Consider the following 21,880-nt stretch of genomic DNA (forward strand, 5'->3'; position numbering starts at 1 on the left):
ATTAACCTTGTCCAATTAAATAATCTAATAACGCTTTATAAGCGTAAACCCCACGCGAACGTGGGCAAAACTCTATGGGTACCTTTTGTGCAAGGCTTGCATCTCTAAACTTTGTATCAACGGGGATCACTCCTGGCCATACTTTATCTTTATATGTATTTTGCAACGTTTTGTAGGCTTCAAGCGACGCTTTAGTGCGCTTATCATACATAGTAGGGATTATAGTATATTGGTACTGTTTCGCTTGAGAGCTTTGCATTAATTCCATAGTGCGCATCATTCTATCAAGCCCTTTGAGCGCCAAAAACTCAGTTTGCACAGGCACTAAAATACGTTCGCTGGCGGCTAATGCGTTCACCATTAAAACACCTAAAACGGGCGGGCAATCAAGCAGCGCATAATCGTAATGTTCACTAATTTTTGCAAGTGTTTTTTTTAAAATTAAGCCCATCCCCGTTTTATTGCCCATACTTCTATCGAGGGTTGCTATAGCCATCGTCGCGGGCAATATATCTAGGTTTTCCATGGTAGAGGGGCACAAGGCTTGTAGTATTTCTTCACTTTGCATTGAGGTGCCGCGGGCAAAAATATCGTACACACTGACTTCTAAATCTTCAGAATCAATACCAAAATAGTACGTTAGTGAGGCGTGAGGGTCGGTATCAATGAGTAATACGCGTTTACCTTGCAAGGCCAAAATACCAGCAAGACTGACAGCCGTTGTGGTTTTACCTACACCGCCCTTTTGATTTGCTACTGTCCAAATCTTCACATTAAGTCCTAATTACTGTTCATTGCGCGTGGTGATTCTGATGCCACCATGAGGTAAACGAATTATTTTAATAGAGTTATCATCAGAGGGAAGTTCCACCTCTGGCTCAGGCGCAGCTTGTTGCACTTGCTCATCAGGCTCAGCTTCATTTTCGGTGGTTTGTTGTACTAAGCCATACTTAGAAAGCGCAATAACAACTTTACGATTCTCTGCTCGACCCGCTGCGGTGTCGTTATCGGCAAAAGGTGAGTATTGCCCATACCCCTCGATTGCCATTCGCGCTGGGTTAATTCCTAACGTTTCTAATTCAACTAAAATAGAGGTCGCCCGTGCAACTGACAACTCCCAGTTAGAGCGAAACATTTCATTGCGAATACTTTCGTTATCTGTGTAACCTCTTACCCATATGTAGTTATCTACTGGGGCAATAATATCTTTTACAATTTTTACGACTTGCTTAGCTCGCGCGTGGGCCACTGAGCTACCACTTGAGAACAGCATTCCTGAACTTAGCTCAATAATAAGCCAATCTTGGTTGAGCTCTAAACTTGCTTCTCCATCACGAATTTCATCAATAAGTGCTGAATGTAATTTAGTTAACAGACTATCGAGTGGTTTACCTAAATGTTTTTGTTTTATATTGCTGGTATCACTATGTCCATCTAACAGCTCTGGGCCAGACTCCTGTTTTTGAATGCTCTCACCATACAATAACTCTTGCTCTGGGGTAACACGGTCAGTAAGTAGCCCTTCGCCTTTCACGCCCTCACCTTGTTGCGATTGTTGCCTTGCTGATTTGTCAAAAACCTGTTCTAGGGAGTCGGAGAGGATTTGAAAACTTTCTTCTTTATTTATGGCAATGGCATACATAACCACAAAAAAGGCAAACATAATGGTCATGTAATCAGCATAAGAGACTAACCAACGTTCTGTAAGTTGATTTTTTTCAGCTGATTGACGTAAGCGCCGGCGTAACATAAAAGTTACTCTACCACGACATTAGGGCGCTCTGTGCGATAAGCTTCAAGCTTTAATTCTATGTTTATAGGACTTTCGCCAAGGCTTATAGCAATCACCCCTTCGGCCATCATTTCATGGTAAAGCATTTTTTGCTCTACTCGCTGCTTAAGCTTATTGGCCATAGGTAAAAATAATAAGTTAGCTAAACCCACCCCATATATTGTTGCAATAAATGCGGTGGCGACCCCTGCACCAAGCTTTTGAGGGTCGGTAATAAATGACATTGCTTGAATAAGGCCAAGTACAGCCCCTAAAATACCTATAGTTGGGCTATATCCGCCCATGGCTTCGTACACTCTACTTGCTTCAAGTAAGCGGTCTCGTTCAAGCATTAAATCTATTTCTAAGGTGTCGCGTAGCTTTTGCTCCGAACACCCATCTACTAGTAAGCTAAGCCCTTTTGCTGCATAAGGATCTGGGTGACTAAGTGCCTCTTTTTCAAGCGCTAAGTACCCTTCCTGGCGAGCTTTATGCGACCACGTTTTAATTTGCTCTATGGCTTGCTCAATATTGTACTGAGGTGAAAAAAACACCCAATGGCTCATGCTTAGCGTTTTTTTAAAGGTGCTTGTCGCCGTTTGCAACATAACAGCCCCTAAGGTGCCGCCAAGTACAATAATAAGTGCAGGGCCATTAAATAACGCCGTGACAACGCCCCCCTCTAAAGAGTAACCAATCGCTATAGCGCCCAGCGCAATGATTAACCCTAAAACAGAGAGCTTATCCACAACCAGTCTCTCTTTTTATTCTTGCTGCTACGTCGTTTAACGCTAAATGCTCAGAGGCAAGCCCAGCGTTGGCAATAGCTTGAGGCATACCGTATACCACACAGCTTTTTTCATCTTGCGCCCAAATTGTTGCGCCAGATTGCTTAAGCATTCGCGCGCCATCACGTCCATCAGCGCCCATGCCGGTTAAAACAATAGCAAGTACATCTCCTTGGTAGCTTTTGGCAACACTTGCAAAAGTCACATCAACGCTTGGTTTGTAGCTTATACGTTCACTATTATCTTCAAATACACGCAACGTTTTGTTACCACTTCGCCCTTCTACCATCATTTGCTGTCCACCAGGTGCTAAGTAGGCTGTGCCGGCTTCTAGCCTGTCACCTTGTTGCGCTTCTTTAACGCGTATTTTGCAAAGGCTATTTAAACGTGCCGCAAACGCAGGCGTAAATGCTGCCGGCATGTGCTGAATTAACAAAATAGGGTGAGCAAAGTGAGCAGGTAATTGGGTTAATATGGTTTGTAAAGCAACTGGCCCGCCAGTTGAAGTGCCAATAGCCACTATTTGATAGTGTTTACCGCTGGCACGCGTGGGCATACTGGGTGTAGTTGTTGTCTGCACTGGGGCAGCACGTTGAAAGCTTCTATCAGGTTGTTTAAGCGATGAGCTTGTTGTGGCAAGTTTGCTTGCAGATGGAGCAGTAGTCTTACTTGATGTTAATGGCCTAACAGGGCGCGGTGCTTGCCTGCGACCAATTTCCTTCACTTTAGCTTGCAATAACTTGATTGCATCTTCGTTATTTCGTGCAATGTCTTCAAACTTTTTCGGTAAAAAGTCCATAGCTCCGGCATCAAGTGCATCTAAAGTTGCGGTTGCACCGTCGCGAGTTAATGAAGAAAACATAAGTATTGGCGTTGGGTTACTCCCCATAATTTCTTTAACTGCGCTAATACCATCAAGCACAGGCATTTCTACATCCATGGTGATCATATCTGGACGTAACTGCGCTGTTTTTTCTACGGCTTCTCTACCGTTAACAGCAAAGCCTATTACTTCGATACCGCTGTCTTGTTCAAGGATTTCGCTCACTCGACGGCGAAAAAAACTGGAATCGTCAACAACTAAAACTTTTACGGCCATTGCGCTCTCTTATTAAATTTATGTATAGGCATACACAGGTATGCCTACATTTTACCCTGCGTAATGCTTAAGCATATTAGGTACATCCAGAATCAGCGCAATACCACCGTCAGATGTAATTGTTGCACCAGCCATTCCAGGCGTACCTTGTAATAACGCATCAAGAGGCTTAATAACAACTTCTTCTTGGCCAATTAATGAATCAACCACAAAGCCAACTTGCTGAGTACCTATTTGTACAATTACCACATGACCTTGCGCTTTTCGCTGAGAACAATCAGCACCTTTAACTAACCAATGCTCTAAGTAAAATAGCGGTATCGCTTTTTTACGAACAATAATTGTAAGCTGACCATCTACCACATTGGTTTTGGTTAAATCTAAGTGGAATATTTCACTCACACCAGCAAGTGGTAACGCAAACGTTTGCTCACCAACAATAACCATCAGCGTAGGTAAAATAGCCAGTGTTAATGGTACTTTTATCTCTAAAATAGTCCCTACGCCCAACTCTGACTGTATACTCACAGAGCCATTAAGCTGCGTAATTTTAGTTTTTACTACATCCATGCCTACGCCACGGCCAGAAATATCAGATATCTCTTCTTTGGTCGAAAAGCCTGGTGCAAATATTAAGTTATACGCTTCTGTATCTGTTAAGCGACTTGCCTGATCATGATCAATAACGCCTTTACTGATCGCTATTTTTTTCAGTTTTTCCGCATCCATACCTGCACCATCATCTTTAATGGTTAACAAAATATGGTCGCCTTCTTGCGAAGCCGATAATGTAACGTTACCAGTTCTAGGCTTACCCGCAGCTTCACGCGCTGCTGGCATTTCAATTCCGTGGTCAACTGAGTTTCGTACTAAATGCACCAACGGATCGGCCAGTGCCTCAACTAAGTTTTTATCTAAATCGGTTTCTTCACCTACAAGCTGTAAATCAATTTCTTTATTTAAGCTACGGGCTAAGTCACGTACTACGCGAGGGAATCGGCCAAACACTTTTTTGATAGGCTGCATTCGCGTTTGCATTACTGCACCTTGAATATCAGCAGTGACCACATCAAGATTTGATATCGCCTTACCCATCGCTTCACTGTCTGTATTGGTCGCTAAACTGACCAACCTATTTCGTACTAATACCAACTCGCCAACCATATTCATTATTTGATCTAAACGCTTTGTATCAACACGTACTGTGGTTTCAGCAGGTGGAGGCGTAGCTTTTTTAGGTGCAGCGCTACTCGCTGGTTTTTCAGCCACTTTAGGTGTAGGCGCAGCGGCTTTTGCCGCCGGAGCTTGTTTTACTGCAGGTGCTGGCGTAGGTTTTGCTGGCGTTTGTGCTACAGGTGCAGCCTTAGGTGGCTGCGGTGCAGGTGTGTCAGCTTCTTTTGATTCTGGTGCGGCACCTTTACCATGCAATTCATCAAGCAGTGCCTCAAATTCATCATCGCTGATTTCATCATCACCGCTATCATTTGTAACAGCCGCTGGTGGTGCTGTGTGTTTTACTTCTGGCTCACTGCTTGAAGTATCTCCTGCAACCGGACCAAAACTACCTACACCGTGTAATTCATCTAATAAACTGTCAAATTCATCATCGGTAATATCTGAACTTGAATCTGGCTCTGCACTTGGTTGCGACACTGGGCTTTGCCCTTTGCCGTGTAGCTCATCGAGTAAGCTTTCAAATTCATCTTCTGTAATTTCATCAATTTGCGTGCTATCTGCTGAAGGGCTTGAACCTGCCACATCAAATAGTTCATCAAATGCAAATGGGTCTTCATCATCTGTTGCGCTAACGGGAGCTGCGGGTTCTTGTTCAACAACTTCGGGGGCTGTTTCAGTAAGCTCGTCATCCGTAGGCGGTTGACCAAGTTTGTGAAGGGTTTCTAGTAATTGAGGGTCTGCTGGGTCTGGCTGTTCGCGGTTTTGAATAGTGGCAAACATTTCATTAATGGTATCTAGTGCTTGTAAAATCACATCCATTAATTCTGAATTAACAGTTCTAACCCCTTGGCGTAAGAGATCAAATACGTTTTCAGCACCATGACAGGCATCAACAAGCTCAGTCATAGCTAAAAAGCCTGCCCCCCCTTTTACGGTATGAAAGCCCCTAAAAATAGCATTTAGTAACTCAGTATCTTCTGGGTTATTTTCTAGCTCAACTAACTGTTCAGATAAAAGCTCTAGGATTTCTCCAGCCTCTACAAGAAAGTCTTGTAAAATATCTTCATCGACTTCAAAGCTCATGCAGTTACTCTCCTCTTAGAAGCCCAAACTTGATAATAGGTCATCGACCTCGTCTTGGTCAGATACAACATCATTTCGCGACTCTTTATCAATAATAGGGCCTTCAGGACCTGCTAATGTTTGTGCGGCAACCAGTTCTTCTGTTTCTTGTTGTTCTTTACTTTCAACAATGCTGTCATCTTGTGCAGCAAATGCTGTTAAAAGGTGGATTAAACTTTCTTCTACTTCTCTGACTAATTCAATTACACGGCGGATAACCTGGCCAGTTAAATCTTGAAAATCCTGCGCCATTAGTACATTGGTCATTAAAGTTTGCAACTCATCGGTTTTATGATGAGAGCTGTTCATAAACTTGTCGATGCTGTGGCATAAGGTTTTAAACTCGCCCAGCTCTATTTCGCGGTTCATAAGCCTATCCCAAGTAGGCTTAATATGTGCAATTTCATCTGCTAGCTGCTGCGCAATAGGAAGGCTTGCTTCGACCGCATCCATTGTCTTATTAGCTGCATTTTCTGTCATTTCCATGACATAGTTTAAGCGCTTTTTCGCATCCGGTATTGCATCAGTGGTTAAATCGGTTAAACGCGTATCAAGTTCAAAGCTTTTAAGGGCTTCGTGTAATTGGCGTGTTAACTTACCTACTTCAGCAAAAAGCTGCGATTGCTCTTGAGAGGCAGTATCTAAAATTAATTGATCTGCTTTATCTTGCTCACCGTTTTCTAAAAAAACGACGAGCTGACGAGCTTGTTCTAAAGTAATTTGAGGCGCAGCTGGTGCTGACATAAGCCTCTCCTCTCATTAACCTAAGCGTTCAAACACTTTTTCTAATTTAGTTTTCAAAGTACCAGCAGTAAATGGCTTAACAATATAGCCATTAACACCTGCTTGCGCTGCCGCTATTATTTGTTCTTTTTTAGCTTCTGCCGTCACCATTAAAACCGGAATATGTTTTAATTTTTCGTCAGCTCTAATGGCTCTTAGCAAGTCAATACCCTGCATGCCTGGCATGTTCCAATCGGTTACAACAAAGTCAAAAACCTGATTTTGCAACATAGGTAATGCTGTAGAACCATCGTCAGCTTCTTGAACATTCGTGAACCCTAGGTCACGCAACAGATTTTTTATAATACGTCTCATTGTAGAGAAATCATCAACAACAAGAATTTTCATGTTTTTATCCAAAACATCCTCCGGTGAGGTCTTAACCTATAATTTACTTACTACTAGTTTATCCAGTCATTGATTTTTGCTTTGAGCTTAATCATCGCCTGACCATGTATCTGACTTACACGCGATTCACTTACATCGAGTATATGCCCAATTTCTTTTAAATTCATTTCATCGTTGTAATACAAAGAAAGCACCATTGCATCTCGCTCTGGTAAAGACTTTATTGCCTCTAACAATGAATTATTAAACCGTTCATTTTTAACATTATTAAATGGTTTGTCTAGCGCTAAATCTTGACCTGCAGGGCTAATAACATCTTCATCTACCCCTAGGTCTTCTATACCAAGCACTTTACTGGAATTAACATCATTTAAAATATGATGGTATTCTTCTAGCGAAATATCAAGTTTTTCAGCTACTTCAGTATCTTTTGGTTCTCTATTTAAGCTATTTTCTAATTCTGTGATGGTTTCGGCTACTAATCGGCTTTTGCGGTGCACCGAACGTGGTGCCCAATCCCCTCTGCGCATTTCATCAAGCATAGCGCCGCGAATACGAATACCAGCAAACGTTTCAAAGCTTGCCCCTTTACTGGCATCAAAGTTTTTTGAGGCCTCGATAAGGCCAATCATTCCCGATTGGATTAAGTCATCAAGCTGAACGCTAGGAGGAAGACGAGCTATTAAATGGCACGCCACTTTTTTGACAAGCGACGCGTGTTTTTCAACAATCACATTTAAATTTTGTGTTGATTGATATCCCATAGCTCTTTTCACCGATGTTGTCATAATCAGCCGTTTACTAGCTTCTCAATGAAAAACTCTAAATGTCCTGAAGGTTGATTAGGTATAGGCCATTTTACTGCTTTTGTCGCTAATGTTTTAAACGCGACTGCTGCTGGTGAATTAGGGAAAAGATCGACAATTACTTTTTGTTTGCGCGTAGATTTACGCATATTTTCATCATATGGAATAGTCGCAACAAGCTCCATAGACACATCTAAAAAGCGGTCTGTTACTTTAGAGAGCTTTGCAAAAAGCTCTTGGCCCTCGCGCATACTGCGCACCATGTTTGCAACAATTTTAAATTTATAAACGCCATGCTCGCGGCTAAGTACTTTAATAAGCGCGTAGGCATCAGTAATAGAGGTCGGCTCGTCACACACCACCACCATGACATCTTGCGCTGCACGAGAAAAACTCAGCACCATGTCAGAAATACCAGCGGCGGTATCTACAATTAAAATATCAAATTCGGTATTAAGCTCACTAAAGGCACGAATTAACCCAGCATGCTCAGATGGGGTTAGCTCCACCATACTTTGCGAGCCTGATGTAGCAGGCACGATTTTAATACCGCCTGGGCCTTCAACTAAAATCTCGTCAAGTTCGCACTCGCCTGAAAGGACATGAGATAAGTTTTTTTCAACACGTAGTCCTAGCATTACATCACAATTAGCTAGGCCTAAATCGGCATCTAATACTAATACACGATTACCCTGCTGCCCTAAAGCAATAGCAGTATTTAAAGAGACGTTGGTTTTACCCACCCCTCCTTTACCGCCGGTGACAGCGATAACTTTTACGCCGTTGTTGTTGTTTTGACTCATTTTGCGCAGGCCGCTTGCTTGATCTAATACTGTGTTAATCATACATCCCTACTGTGCTTGACGCCACTGCTTGGTGTCTTGAATGTTGTGCTTTTGCTCTTTTTAAATACAATTGCTCAGCTTTTTTTACTAGTTTTTCAGCATTTGCAACGCGAATATCTTCTGGTACACGCTGACCATTAGTAAGATACCCTATTGGAAGGCGATTTTGAATCGCTATACTAATAATCTCACCTAAACTTAATGATTCATCTAACTTAGTGAAAATACAACCGCTTAGCTGAACCTTTTTAAAATGTCTTACGGTTTCTTGCAGTACATTTATTTGTGCTGTGGCACTTAATACCAAATAACTACGTATATCTACTCGCTGGTTGCGCATTAACGTATTTAATTGCTCTGTAAGGCGTAAATCACGTTGGCTCATACCCGCTGTATCAATTAATACTAGACGCTTATTGCGTAAATGATATAAAACTTCAGCTAATTCATTGGCATCTTTTACTTGTTTAACACCACAACCAATAATACGACCATACGTTGCAAGCTGCTCATACGCACCAATTCTGTATGTATCAGTGGTGATTAGGGCAACTTTGTCGGCGCCATACTTTTGTGCGCCTAATGCGGCAAGTTTAGCTACTGTGGTTGTTTTACCTACACCAGTAGGCCCAACAAGTGCATACACACCCCCTTGGCGAAGAATTTCGTTATTGGTGGTTTGCATTTGATCTTCAACCATTTGCAATAATGCTCTCCAACCTTGCTGTCGCGATACGTCATCTGGAATAAAACACGCCATTTGCTCTGCAACGTCTTTATCTATTCCCATGCCAACTAACCGATCAATCATGCATGCACGTGTAGGGTCGCGACGTGCCATATCTTGCTGCATTAAACCCGATACTTGGTGTTCTAGTAACTGGCGAATTGCGTTCATTTCATCACGCATCGCGCTCATTTGGGCGCTTTCGTTGTTATTAGTTTGGCTACGTGGTGCAACCGGCGCATCTAGCTCGTCAAAATCTTGATCTAGGTCATCAAAGCCTAGGCTGTCTGCTTGGGTTTGCATGCGTTTTGGCGCTTCATTTTCGCGAGCAAACATATTTGTCGTACGTGGCTGTGCTGGCTCTTGGTAATGCTCAGACGTATCAATACCTGATTGCGAAAACATAGAGGCTAGCTCAGGAGAGCGAGGGCGTGGCGACTGACGCTCTAATAATGCTTGTAAGCTATCGGCGACTGCCGCTTGTGGCTCAGGTTGCGCACGCTTAGGCTCTGGCTTTACAAAGTTATGAGTAGGCTGTTGCACGGCTCTTTGCGGAGCAGGCGCTGCCTGTGGTTGCGCTGCGGCTTTAGGGGCTGCTTTGTCGTAATCTACTGCGGCAACAATTTCTACACCATTAGCGAGTTTTTTGTTCGACATAATAACGGCATCAACACCTAGCTCATCTTTAACTTCTTTCAGTGCGGTGCGCATATCTTTGGCAAAAAAACGTTTAATCTTCATGGTTCAACCCCTGTTAAAATCTTTATTGTTGGCCTACTGAGCTGACAATCTTGATCTGTCTTTCATCTGGTACCTCTTGATAAGACATCACCCTTAAACCCGGTATGGTGTACTTAACAAAACGAGATAACACAGTGCGTAACATTCCTGACGTTAGCAATATTGAAGGTTCTCCGGCCATTTCTTGATTCTGATGCGCTTCGTTTAATGATGTTTGAAGTCGCTCAGCAAGGCTTGGTTCTATTCCGGCACCTTCGTCGCCTGCATTTTGTAATGACTGATGCAACATCTGTTCCAACTCAGGCGCCAAGGTTATGACAGGGATTTCTGATGACATGCCCACAGCGTCTTGTACGATTAAACGGCGCAGCGAAATACGCACTGCAGCGGTTAATACATCTGCATCTTGGCTACGTGGTCCGTACTCCACAAGGGTTTGAACAATAGAGCGCATATCACGAATAGCCACACCTTCGTTTAATAAATTTTGCAGTACTTTTACAACGGTTGTCAGTGGTAGTACTTCTGGCACTAACCCTTCGACTAAACGTGGATGGCTTTTAGCTAACATATCAAGCAGGTTTTGAACCTCCTCATGGCCTAGTAATAATGCGGCACTGTTAGTTAATAACTGGCTAATATGGGTGGCTACCACAGTGGCTGAGTCAACCACGGTGTAACCTAGTGATTGTGCTTCGTCTTTTTGATCAGGCTTTATCCACACCGCATCTAAGCCAAATGCTGGGTCTTTGGTTTCAACCCCTTTAATAGGGCCAAATACTTGCCCTGGGTTGATGGCCAGTTCATCGCCATGTTTGAGTTCGCCCTCACCACTTGAAACACCCATCATGGTAATACGGTACGCATTAGGGTCTAACTCTAAGTTATCGCGAATATGTACAGGCGGTACTAAAAAGCCAAGCTCCTGAGATAGCTTTTTACGCACCCCTTTAATTCGGTTGAGCAGCTCACCACCTTGAGATTGGTCAACAAGCGGAATAAGCCTGTAGCCAACTTCTAAGCCAATAACGTCAATTTGTTGTACATCGTCCCATCCAAGCTCTTTTTGCTCTTGCTTGTTTGCAACACCAGTACCGGCAACGGTACCACTTTCAGCCTCTTGGGCTGCTAGAGCAGCGGCTTTTAATTTTTGCTGCTGAGTAAAGTAAGCTAAGTAGCCAAGTAGTGCGCCTAAACTTAAAAAAGCAATATGAGGCATACCCGGAACTAACCCCATAATGATTAAAATACCTGAGGCGATAAATAATGATTTTTCGTTACCTAATTGGGCTTTAAATTGCTCACCCATGTTATGTGATTCGTTTTGGCGAGTAACAACAATAGCAGTACCAATAGAGAGCAGTAATGAAGGAAGCTGCGCCACAAGGCCGTCACCAATGGTAAGTAAAGTATATACTTCCATTGCGCGGCTAAAGCTCAAGTCATGTTGGATCATGCCCACAAATAAGCCGCCAACAATATTAATAATTAATATCACGATACCGGCAATGGCATCGCCTTTTACAAACTTACTCGCCCCATCCATAGAGCCGTAAAAGTCGGCTTCGCGGGTTACTTCGCTGCGGCGCTCACGTGCTTGCTCTGCACTAATAAAGCCAGCGTTTAAGTCGGCATCTATCGCCATTTGCTTACCCGGCATAGCATCTAGCGTGAAACGAGCCGATACTTCAGAAATACGCCCTGCACCTTTGGTTATTACTACAAAGTTTATGATGATCAGAATTAAAAACACCACTAAACCTACCGCGTAGTTTCCGCCAATAACCACTGAGCCAAACGCTTCAATTACTTTACCAGCCGCATCACCCCCGTTGTGACCCTCAAGGAGCACCACGCGCGTACTGGCAACATTTAGTGCTAAACGCATAATTGTAGCGATTAACAATACCGCCGGAAACATGCCAAATTCGAGGGGTTTCATGGTGTAAACAGTCACCAGTAAAACAACTAAGGCAAGGGCAATATTAAATGAAAATAATATATCAAGAAGAAATGGCGGCAGCGGTAAAATAACCATACCCAGCGCTGCAAGTACTAATAGCGGTGTGCCAACACCTTTGGCATACTCTTTTTTATCTTTGTTAAGTTGTTGTAATACCGCTTTAAAATCCATAACTCTACAATTCAATAAATTGACACTAGCCTGAAATTGCAATAACTATTCCAAGTATAGAGCCAGCAATAGATTCATTGAGTATTGATACAAAATTTAAAGCAAGTGAGAGACAAGAGCGAATGGGCTTTATGGTTTGAATTTGCAGCCCCATGTTGGTATTTAGGCAAGGCGCCCCTGTAAAGTGTGGTTAGCTCAGCTTACCCTAATCGTATTTAAAATCATCCGGAATAGGCAGTTTAGACTTAAGAGGGATGGGGCGCTTTCCGCGACCTTTTTTAAAGCGTTTAAGCTGAAATACATAGGCTAAAACTTGCGCTACAGCGGTAAATAGCTGATCTGGGATCTGTTGGCCTATTTCAGCAGTATGATAAAGCGCCCGCGTAAGCATAGGAGATTCTACAATCGGTACTTCGTTACCTTTGGCTATTTTACGAATTTGCATAGCCATTTCATCTATCCCTTTGGCAAGTACAATCGGTGCACCTGCTCGCTCAGTATCGTATTTTAGCGCCACAGAATAGTGAGTAGGATTGGTTACAATTACGTCGGCATCGGGGACATCTTGCATCATCCTTCGCTGCGACATTTGCCTTTGTGTTTGCCTAATGCGCGCTTTAATTTGCGGATCACCCTCTGAGTTTTTGTACTCGTCTTTGATCTCCTGCATGGTCATTTTAAGTTGTTTGTTGTGGTTATAACTTTGATAAGGCGCATCTATTGCGGCAATAATCACCAAAGTGCACGACAACCCTAAAAACATCCACGAGAGCATTTCAAGGGCATGAATTATATTACTAGGTGCGCTTTCAATACTTAAATGCAAAATTTCATCAAAAAAAGTTTGAATCAAAAACACCGCAAAAATAGCCACCAGCGCAAACTTTAATATAGACTTTACAAGCTCTATCGCTGCTTGTGGGCCAAACATGCGTTTAAAACCCTTTATTGGCGACATTTTACTGGGCTTAGGTGCTGCAGCTTCCCAACTAAAATTAAAGCCGCCGAGTAAGGTATTTCCTATAAATGCTGCAATAACAATAATTAAAACAAACATCGCCACTGGAAACAGCAGCGCACTGGCCACCTCACTCCACACCGCAAACATTTTAGTGGTGTCGTAGGTTTCACTGCGATTTAAAGACAGCATCCTACCCATAATATTGTATAAGCCTTTGCCTATTTCGGGCCCATATAACAGCAACGAAATTGCAGAAAAAATAAGTACAAACATAGTCCCTAGCTCTTTTGAGCGTGCTATTTGACCTTTCTTTTTAGCATCTTCGAGCTTTTTGGAGGTGGGTTCTTCTGTTTTTTCTTGTCCTGAATCTTCAGCCATTGCCCCTCCTACACCGTACAGCCAACAAGGCTACACATTAGCTCAATCATTTTTAACCACTGAAATTCAAATTGGGTTACAAAATTACCTAAGGTAGCCCAAATAATAATTAAACCGGCAACTAATGTAAACGGAAAACCTATTGAGAAAATGTTTAATTGCGGTGCTGCGCGGGTCATAATACCAAATGAAATATTAATAATGAGCATGGCCGTAAGGGGGGCTAAAGCCAATACCAGTGCAGTGGTAAACATCCAGCTGCCCCACGTTACTATGTCCCAGTAATGATCAACAGCCCACCACTGGCCGTTTATAGGCAACACCGAAAAACTATGCACCACCATTTGAATCATCATTAAATGGCCATTAAAAACAAAAAATAACAAGGTCGCTAAAATTAAGTAAAACTGGCCAACTGCAGGCACACTCGCACCATTTGAAGGGTCTATAACAGAGGCAAAGCCCAAACCGGTTTGCATTGCCAGTATTTGCCCAGCAAGCACAAAGGTATTTAGCATTAGCGTAGAGGCAAACCCTATCGCAACACCTATCAACATTTGCTGAATAACCACCAGCACCATTTCAAAAGAAAATAAATTAGTAAATGTTGCAGGAGGCAGCGCTGGCACCACTAAAAACGTTACCACTACCGCCAATCCCATTTTAATGCGGGTAGGTACGTTTTGTGCGCCTAAGCCCGCCATAATCATGATCATAGAGCTTATGCGAACTAAAGGCAGTAAAAAATCACTTAACCATTGAATAACAAAAGAAAAAGGAAATTCCACAATTAGCCTGCAATTTCAGGAATGAGTAACACTAGGCGGGTAAAAAAGTCCATTAGCTCTTGAGTAAGCCAATGCCCACCTACAATAAGTGCTCCAATGGTAATTAATAAGCGCGGTAAAAAACTTAGGGTTTGTTCATTAATTGAGGTTGCCGCTTGGAACACCGCCACCACTAAACCAACAAGTAAACCAGGTACCACAATAGCTGATACCAGCTTAATAACTAAAAACAGTGCATCGCTAAGAATATCAACAAAAATTTCTGGTTCCATGTTGTACTCCTAATGTTTAAAAGTGCGAATGTAAAACATGGTTTATGTACCTAGTCCAAAGCTTTTAGCTAACGTGCCCATTACTAGGCTCCAGCCATCGACCAGTACAAATAACATTATTTTAAAAGGCAAGGACACTATCATGGGCGAGAGCATCATCATACCCATGGCCATTAATACCGAGGCAACCACTAAATCCACAATTAAAAAAGGGATAAAAAACATAAAACCAATAATAAACGCAGTTTGCAGTTCACTGGTCACAAACGCAGGTATTAACACAATTAGCGGCGTAGCCTCTGGCGAGTCAAGCTGCTCATAACCTGCTATTTTGGCAAACGTTTCTAAGTCTTTTAATCGCACCTGCGAGAGCATAAAGGCTTTCATTGGCTCTTTTGCAAGCTCTAATGCTTGTACCGAAGTAACTTGCTCATTTAAGTAGGGTTCTATAGCGCGCTCATTAACTTGCTGATAAATAGGCGCCATAATAAAAATACTTAAAAATAGCGACATCCCTAATAAAACTTGGTTTGAAGGTGTTGATTGTAAACCAATGGCTTGGCGTAAAATGGCCAGTACAACAATAATACGGGTAAACGAGGTCATCATAATTATGGCGGCAGGAATAAAGCTCAGCGCCGTCATAATTGCCAGTACTTGCAAGGTTACAGAGTAATCTTGCGTCCCGTCGGCATTGGTTGTAATAGTTAGTGCGTCTATGCCCTGTGCACTGCTTGCAGCAGGTACAAATAACATAGCTAAAATAATCAGCAGCCACTTTATCATAGGGTTAATTCTTTTTATTTTGATTCGTTTGCGGGTTAAGTAGTTTGCTAAATCGCTTAGCAAGTTCTGGCAACTCTTTTTCACTTAACGGCGTTTCAAGTTTATGTAAGTAGTTAATGCTGTGTGGGGTCACCCCTAATAAATGCTGTGCATTATCTATTTCAACCACCATTAACCGCTCTCGCGAGCCAAGTGGTAAACTTCGCACTACTTTAAACTCGTCGCTATTGGCTAAGTTTGGATTAAGCTTTTTAACAAAAAATGCCAGCACCACAATCAGTACTAGCACCATTATCAACGACAGCACCATAGACAAAATATCGGCCGTAGGCGTTACGGCGTCTGCTTTGGTAAATACTGAGCTGGTTAAAGCTACAAGTGTATTCATCGTAATTTTTTGATCCGCTCTACCTGGCTAATAACGTCCGTTAAACGAATACCAAACTTATCGTTTACTACAACCACTTCGCCATGGGCAATGAGCGTACCGTTTACAAGTACATCTAATGGTTCACCGGCTACGCGGTCTAGCTCAACAACAGAGCCTTGGTTTAGCTGCAATAAATTACGGATATTTATTTTAGAACGCCCTACTTCCATAGAAATTGTTACAGGAATATCTAAAATTGTATCGAGTTTGCGTTTTTCGTCGCCGCTAAGTTCATGTTTGTCATCACTTAACTCATCAAGCTCGGCAACTTGCGCCTCTGCGCCATCATCACCGCCTTCGGCTTCAGCTAGGGCTGCTGCCCATTCGTCCATTGTGTCTTGATCATCGCTCATACTTTTAACCTTTTAATCAATTACCAGTCTAAGTCTACACCGTCAGAAAGGTGTAGATCATCTTCTAGTTCTGCTAATTCTGCATCTGAATCAATTTTCTTGCCGCCTTTGGTAAATACATGCAGCTCAGATTTAACTGAATCAGGACGTTTAATTTTTTCACTAATTTGCAGCGCAACGTTATCGCGAGAGCGACCCATTTTAGCTCTAAATGTAGGTAACTCTTCAACAAATACCGTAATATGCTCTGGCATTTCTACCGGAATAATATCGCCCGCTTTAAGTTCCATTATCTGCTTGAGCGACAAGTCAACCTCAAGAAGCTGTGTTGATAAATCAACTTCAACATCCATAATTTCATCGCGTAACGCTTTGCTCCAACGCAAGTCGGTATCTTCTGTATCCGATTGCACACCCGCATCAAGCAGCTCTCTAATTGGCTCAAGCATTGAGTACGGTAGTGCAATGTGAAAATCGCCACCACCGCCATCTAATTCAATATGGAAAGAGCTAATAACCACAACCTCAGTAGGGCTCACTATATTAGCCATTGCTGGGTTCACTTCAGAATCGAGGTATTCAAACGATACGTCCATAACTGGCGCCCATGCTTCTTTGTAATCTTCAAAGATAATTTTTAGTAGCATTTGCACAATTCGGCGTTCGGTAGGGGTAAATTCGCGGCCTTCAATTTTTGCATGGTAACGTCCATCACCACCAAAAAAGTTATCTACCAAAATAAACACAAGTCGTGCTTCCATGGTAATGAGGCCAGTGCCTTTTAGCGGTCTAAAACGCACCATATTTAAACTTGTTGGCACAAATAAGGTATGAATATATTCGCCAAATTTAATCATTTGTACGCCATTAATCGACACCTCTGCGGTGCGGCGCATCATGTTAAATAAGCTTATTCGCATATGACGAGCAAACCGCTCGTTAACAATTTCCAGGGTCGGCATGCGACCACGCACGATCCGATCTTGCGAAGAAAAGTCGTACTGTAGTGTACTGCCTTCGCTGTCTTCACCTTCGTGTATATCTTCCTCTTCGACTTCATCAACGCCGTGTAAGAGTGCATCAATTTCGTCTTGGGATAATAAATCGCTCACGCTAGCCCCTTATTGCATCACAAAGCCGGTAAATAATACCCGCTCAATTACTTTCGTGCCTTCAACATCATTTAGTGCGGCTTGCACTTTTTCAAGCGCTGTAAAGCGCAGTGTTTCTTTGCCGGCACTTGTGCTGAGCTCATCAGCGGTGGTGGTTGAAAACACGCTTAATAAGGTGCCTTCAATTAAAGGGATGTGCTTTTTAGCGGTTTCTTCATTTACATCGCCACGCACAAGTAACTGCACTTTAATTTGTACAATTCTATCTCTGCTTGACCCAGGTACATTAAATACGAAGGGTCTTGGCATAGCAACATACAACGCACTGCCCATTTCAGCTGAAGAGCCTGAAGGAGCGGCCGAGTCGCTTTGCGCTGCGGTTGTTGTCTCTTCATCTAATGTTTCAACGGGTGCATCATCGCCCGCCATAAAAAAATAGCCAGCACCACCGCCAACAACAAGCAGCACTGCCACTATGATTATGATCAGCTTTTTTTTGCTTTTACCGGTTTCTTCTATTTCTAAACTTGTTTCTTCGGCCATTGTGGTTCCTTTTTTAGCAAAGGTACTTGCTTGTTTTAGTTATTATAATAGCAGTACTTAGGCATAGTAATCTATTGATGATGAAGTTTGTTGTCGAGAACTTTGTGGGTTACCCCCATCTTGCTCATCATTTTTATCGTGCTGTGTATTTTTATTAGCCGATTGACCTTGCGAGTGCCCCTCGCCTTCATCGCTTTGCTCATTACCTGATTGCCCATAAGAAATAGAGCTTTCCCCTAAATCAATGCCCTGCTCGGCTAACATTTCACGTAAACGCGGCATTGATTGTTCGAGTGCTTCTTTAGCTTGCTGATTTTGCACCACAAAATTTATTTGTGCTTGCTCAGCATCACTTCTGATACGAATTTGCATACTACCCATTTCTGGTGGATCTAAGCGAATTTCAGCTTCTTTATTGCTAATACTTAGCATTGAAGATACACGCTCTTGAAGCATTTTAGCTGCATCACTTTTAACAATATTAATAGCCTGCATCATACTTGCATCTATATTCACCTGCTTAATCTGCGCGGTACTACTTTGTAATTGCTGTGACTGTATAGCTTGGCTCTCTAAAATAGACTGCTCATAACGAGCGCTGTCGTACTGAGCATTTATTTGTGCCTGCGTGTTATTCATACCATCGGTTATCAGCGTAAACACCTGAGCTACACGGGGCAAACCAGTACTTGTTTTAGTCTCTTTAAGTAAGCTTTCCTGCTCGGCTTCTAAGGTGTCTAACTCTTTTGGAATTACAGCGTCTTGTTCAATACTAGAAGGGGGTTCAGCATTAATCATGACTTTATTTTGCGGTGTACTCGCACTCATTGCAGCATTACTAGCTTGCTGTGCATTTAAAGCCGCATTTGCAGAGCTTGAGACACTTTGCGCTTTGCTCTCACTAAGCTGCGTATCAAGCATAGTTTGTAAGTTGCTTATTGTTTCATTTACTTTTTTGAGCGTATCACCTGTCGGTTGCTCGTTACTCACATAGCTTTTTAATTGACTAAGTAGTGCCTGCTTTTCATCGCTATTTAAGCTTTTTAACTGAGATTGAATTAGCTCACCGCGCGTACTTGTCTGTTTTTCGTTTTGTACGACAAACTCTGTAAGTAATTGTTTAATGGCGCTTGCGCGATCATCACCTTCACTTGGCGTGGTTTCAGTAAATGAGTTTTTAACTTGCTCGTTTAACTGTGCACGTTGCGCTTCGCTTAATGAGTTCAGTACTTTAGATGTCGTTGATAGCTCTGATTGCGTAGATGTACGAGTCAGTTCTTTGGCTAATTGCTCTATGTCTGCATCGCTTATAGGCAGCGCACCTTCAGCATTTGACGCAGTGACTGGCGCTTTTGTATTTTCAGCACCTTCACCGTCACTATTTACAAGAGCCGCGTTGCTATTAGTTTTATTGATTTGTGTTTGCACTGCTTCTGCTATTGGGTTTTTAGCAGCACTACTTGCTAGGCTCTCATTTTTTAACGAAGGGGCTAAATTTTCTACAGCGCTTTGCTTAGTCGCTTTAGGTTCAAGCTCAGCGTGTGTAAACGCGCCTTTTTTGCCGTTGCTACTATTATCAGTTAAAAGAGTATCATCGGCTTTAGTCGTTATGGCATCGGCTTCATTAGTTTCACCTAATTGCGAAGCTAAAAAGCTAACACTTTTATCACTCTTTTGTGCACTTAATTCGCTAAAGTCACTATCGCTACTGCCGTGTTTTTTTACACTTACGTCAATCACTTGCGAGGAGTTTATTTGTGCTAAAACGCTGTCGCCAGATAATAGCGTATCTTGTGTGTCATCACTCGATGAATCTGTCGGTTTTTTGCCATTGGCTAGCTGCTTATCATCAGATGGCAATAAAGAACCTGTTTGGTTAGGAGCCTCAGAATTAGCAGGCAACACAAAGGGTTTGTCTGCATCTTGTAGCTGGCTTAAAAACGCATCACCAGATTCGTTACCTGCAGGTAAGTTATTGTCTTTAAATGCTAAAAAAGAGTCTTTTTCAGCTGTTGCCAACATTGAAATATCGTTTATTGCCATAATTCACCTACACAGCACTGCGGCAAGTTGCCACCGCACTTTGCCAAAATTAATTACCACCTACCAATAAAGCAATAAACGCGCCAGAGTTATAAACTTTTACGGCGCTGAAAAAACTGATTAGCAGAAAACTCGTCCAGCATTTTTTGCTCACTTTTTGCCATTAACGCCGCTGCTTTTAAGTTTTGTTTTTCAATTAGTTTTGCCACGGCTTTTGCTTTTACCTGCTGCTTTAACCACAGAGCTTTACGCTGTGATACAACTTGCTTAGCAGTATTTACCGTACTGGCTTGCTGGCGAATTGCTTCTTCAATTTTTGCTATAAAGGCATGGTACTGGCCAAAGCCCGCGCTTGATAAACCGGACTTTCCTTTCACATGTAATTGCTGAGAGTATTCTAATCTAAAGTTATTTAACCCTTGCAGCTTTTGTTGGTTAGCTTGTAAATTTTGATTGGCTTGTAAGTAGCTCATGCGCAGATTTTCTTCTTTGTCGTTTTCGAGCTTAAGCAGTAAATCGAGCTTATTTTTTGCCATTATGCTTGTCCTAGTAATTGAGCTAGGCCGTGTAAACCATCGTCGTAGCTTATTACATCACGCATACCTTGCTGTAAAAATGCATTAACGCGCGGCATCATATTAATAGCTTGGTCAAGCATTTGATCAGCCCCTTTTTGATACGCACCTAGAGTGATCATATCTTTATTTTGCTGATACATTGAATACACTTGTTTTAATACGCGGGCCTGCTGCATATGAGGCTCAGATACCACTTGTGGCATAACACGAGAAATTGATTTTTCGATGTCTATCGCAGGGTAGTGACCGCTATCGGCTAAGTCACGCGAAAGTACAATATGCCCATCTAAAATAGCACGTGCTGCATCGGCTATAGGGTCTTGCATATCATCGCCTTCACTGAGCACTGTAAAAAACGCAGTGATAGACCCTTGCCCTTCGCCGCCATTTCCCGCTCGTTCCACCAGCGCCGGTAATTTGGCAAATACAGAAGGCGGATAGCCTTTTGTCGCAGGGGGCTCGCCAACCGCAAGCGCTATTTCACGTTGCGCCATGGCGTACCGGGTTACAGAATCAAGCAATAACAATACATTTAAGCCTTGATCACGAAAATATTCAGCAATGGTGACTGCACTTTCACAACCTTTTAAGCGCATAAGAGGCGATGCATCAGCAGGAGCGGCTACCACAACAGAGCGTTTGCGCCCTTCTACACCTAATATTTCTTCAATAAACTCTTTTACCTCACGGCCACGCTCTCCCACTAGGCCAACCACAATAACATCGGCTTCACTGCCACGGGTCATCATACCTAAGAGTACTGACTTACCAACACCAGAGCCTGCAAATAATCCCATACGCTGGCCTTGCCCTACAGTAATCACTGAGTTTATTGCCCGTACACCTACATCCATAGGTTGGCTAATTGGTCTTCTCGCGAGGGGGTTTATAGGGTTTTGTGCAAACTTTAAATAGTGCTCTGCGTTAATTTTTCCCAGGCCGTCAAGGGGGCGGCCTAAGCCATCCACTACACGGCCCAGTAAGCTCATACCAACGGGTAAACCTGTATCATTTACTTGTGGAATAACACGTGCACCAGGCAACACACCGGAAATGTGGTCATTAGGCATTAAATATAGAGTTTGCTCACTAAAGCCCACTACCTCAGCATCTACAAACCCTGACATAGTTTCTATTTTGCATTGGCTGCCTACAGGCGCACGTAGCCCTTTCGCCTCAAGGGTTAAACCGACTACTCGGGTTAAAATACCCGCTACAGCAGGTTTGAACGCTGCGATATGGTGTTGGTATTGATTTAAGCGTTCGCTTAGAGGTGCACGTTGAGCTGCCATAACA

General features: G+C 42.7%; 22 protein-coding genes. All 22 read right to left on the minus strand.

What is annotated here, in order from left to right; translation table 11 throughout:
• Nucleotide 1 precedes the first annotated feature (1 nt).
• The 22 genes from PSH50_RS13995 to fliI all read right to left on the minus strand — a co-directional run bounded on the left by PSH50_RS13995 (nt 2) and on the right by fliI (nt 21,876).
• Nucleotides 2-772, minus strand: coding sequence for a ParA family protein (locus tag PSH50_RS13995; RefSeq protein WP_004588314.1), 771 nt, complete (start codon nt 770-772; stop codon nt 2-4).
• A gap of 12 nt (nt 773-784) precedes the next feature.
• Nucleotides 785-1,750: a flagellar motor protein MotB gene (locus PSH50_RS14000; protein WP_273609782.1), complete on the minus strand. Its 966-nt coding sequence runs from the start codon at nt 1,748-1,750 to the stop codon at nt 785-787.
• A gap of 5 nt (nt 1,751-1,755) precedes the next feature.
• Nucleotides 1,756-2,520, minus strand: a complete 765-nt coding sequence (locus PSH50_RS14005; RefSeq protein WP_004588312.1) for a flagellar motor protein — start codon at nt 2,518-2,520, stop codon at nt 1,756-1,758.
• Nucleotides 2,513-3,658 (minus strand): chemotaxis response regulator protein-glutamate methylesterase, encoded by a 1,146-nt coding sequence (locus PSH50_RS14010; protein WP_273609783.1) that lies wholly within the window; start codon nt 3,656-3,658, stop codon nt 2,513-2,515. The genes PSH50_RS14005 and PSH50_RS14010 overlap by 8 nt, the downstream gene beginning before the upstream one ends.
• Before the next feature lie 51 nt (nt 3,659-3,709).
• Nucleotides 3,710-5,917, minus strand: coding sequence for a chemotaxis protein CheA (locus tag PSH50_RS14015; protein ID WP_126007840.1), 2,208 nt, complete (start codon nt 5,915-5,917; stop codon nt 3,710-3,712).
• A gap of 15 nt (nt 5,918-5,932) precedes the next feature.
• Entirely contained in the window at nt 5,933-6,700 is a 768-nt protein-coding gene (locus tag PSH50_RS14020; protein WP_055015934.1) for a protein phosphatase CheZ, read from the minus strand.
• A 15-nt stretch (nt 6,701-6,715) separates the two neighbouring features.
• Nucleotides 6,716-7,099, minus strand: a complete 384-nt coding sequence (gene cheY, locus PSH50_RS14025; protein ID WP_004588308.1) for a chemotaxis response regulator CheY — start codon at nt 7,097-7,099, stop codon at nt 6,716-6,718.
• A gap of 41 nt (nt 7,100-7,140) precedes the next feature.
• On the minus strand, nt 7,141-7,851 hold the full coding sequence (locus PSH50_RS14030; protein WP_024032309.1) for an RNA polymerase sigma factor FliA: 711 nt from the start codon (nt 7,849-7,851) through the stop codon (nt 7,141-7,143).
• Nucleotides 7,852-7,877: 26 nt separating this feature from the next.
• A complete protein-coding gene (locus PSH50_RS14035) occupies nt 7,878-8,738 on the minus strand; it encodes a MinD/ParA family protein (RefSeq protein WP_054983003.1) in 861 nt (286 codons plus the stop codon).
• On the minus strand, nt 8,731-10,206 hold the full coding sequence (flhF, locus tag PSH50_RS14040) for a flagellar biosynthesis protein FlhF (protein WP_273609784.1): 1,476 nt from the start codon (nt 10,204-10,206) through the stop codon (nt 8,731-8,733). The genes PSH50_RS14035 and flhF overlap by 8 nt, the downstream gene beginning before the upstream one ends.
• A gap of 22 nt (nt 10,207-10,228) precedes the next feature.
• Nucleotides 10,229-12,340, minus strand: a complete 2,112-nt coding sequence (gene flhA / locus PSH50_RS14045; RefSeq protein WP_004588304.1) for a flagellar biosynthesis protein FlhA — start codon at nt 12,338-12,340, stop codon at nt 10,229-10,231.
• 205 nt (nt 12,341-12,545) lie between these two features.
• Nucleotides 12,546-13,679 carry a flagellar biosynthesis protein FlhB gene (gene flhB / locus PSH50_RS14050; protein WP_029773808.1) on the minus strand — a complete coding sequence of 378 codons (1,134 nt, stop codon included), beginning with the start codon at nt 13,677-13,679 and terminating at the stop codon, nt 12,546-12,548.
• 8 nt (nt 13,680-13,687) lie between these two features.
• Nucleotides 13,688-14,467: a flagellar biosynthetic protein FliR gene (fliR, locus tag PSH50_RS14055; protein ID WP_029773807.1), complete on the minus strand. Its 780-nt coding sequence runs from the start codon at nt 14,465-14,467 to the stop codon at nt 13,688-13,690.
• A gap of 2 nt (nt 14,468-14,469) precedes the next feature.
• Complete coding sequence (gene fliQ / locus PSH50_RS14060) at nt 14,470-14,739, minus strand: flagellar biosynthesis protein FliQ (RefSeq protein ID WP_004588301.1); 270 nt, start codon at nt 14,737-14,739, stop codon at nt 14,470-14,472.
• Nucleotides 14,740-14,781: 42 nt separating this feature from the next.
• Nucleotides 14,782-15,525 carry a flagellar type III secretion system pore protein FliP gene (fliP, locus tag PSH50_RS14065; protein WP_055015928.1) on the minus strand — a complete coding sequence of 248 codons (744 nt, stop codon included), beginning with the start codon at nt 15,523-15,525 and terminating at the stop codon, nt 14,782-14,784.
• A 4-nt stretch (nt 15,526-15,529) separates the two neighbouring features.
• Nucleotides 15,530-15,913: a flagellar biosynthetic protein FliO gene (gene fliO / locus PSH50_RS14070; protein ID WP_138540821.1), complete on the minus strand. Its 384-nt coding sequence runs from the start codon at nt 15,911-15,913 to the stop codon at nt 15,530-15,532.
• Nucleotides 15,910-16,308, minus strand: coding sequence for a flagellar motor switch protein FliN (fliN, locus tag PSH50_RS14075; RefSeq protein ID WP_055015926.1), 399 nt, complete (start codon nt 16,306-16,308; stop codon nt 15,910-15,912). Before fliN ends, fliO begins: the two co-directional genes overlap by 4 nt.
• A gap of 20 nt (nt 16,309-16,328) precedes the next feature.
• Nucleotides 16,329-17,420: a flagellar motor switch protein FliM gene (gene fliM / locus PSH50_RS14080; RefSeq protein WP_055015925.1), complete on the minus strand. Its 1,092-nt coding sequence runs from the start codon at nt 17,418-17,420 to the stop codon at nt 16,329-16,331.
• A gap of 9 nt (nt 17,421-17,429) precedes the next feature.
• Nucleotides 17,430-17,963 carry a flagellar basal body-associated protein FliL gene (fliL, locus tag PSH50_RS14085; protein WP_055015924.1) on the minus strand — a complete coding sequence of 178 codons (534 nt, stop codon included), beginning with the start codon at nt 17,961-17,963 and terminating at the stop codon, nt 17,430-17,432.
• A 57-nt stretch (nt 17,964-18,020) separates the two neighbouring features.
• Nucleotides 18,021-20,006, minus strand: a complete 1,986-nt coding sequence (locus tag PSH50_RS14090; protein ID WP_273587045.1) for a flagellar hook-length control protein FliK — start codon at nt 20,004-20,006, stop codon at nt 18,021-18,023.
• Nucleotides 20,007-20,095: 89 nt separating this feature from the next.
• The gene (gene fliJ / locus PSH50_RS14095; protein ID WP_029773801.1) at nt 20,096-20,542 is read right to left on the minus strand and encodes a flagellar export protein FliJ; all 447 of its coding nucleotides are present in this window, start codon (nt 20,540-20,542) and stop codon (nt 20,096-20,098) included.
• Entirely contained in the window at nt 20,542-21,876 is a 1,335-nt protein-coding gene (fliI, locus tag PSH50_RS14100) for a flagellar protein export ATPase FliI (protein WP_096041360.1), read from the minus strand. Before fliI ends, fliJ begins: the two co-directional genes overlap by 1 nt.
• Between the last annotated feature and the right edge of the window lie 4 nt (nt 21,877-21,880).

Origin of the sequence: Pseudoalteromonas sp. Angola-7 (assembly GCF_028599255.1) — a bacterium.
Classification (GTDB): Bacteria; Pseudomonadota; Gammaproteobacteria; order Enterobacterales; family Alteromonadaceae; genus Pseudoalteromonas; species Pseudoalteromonas atlantica.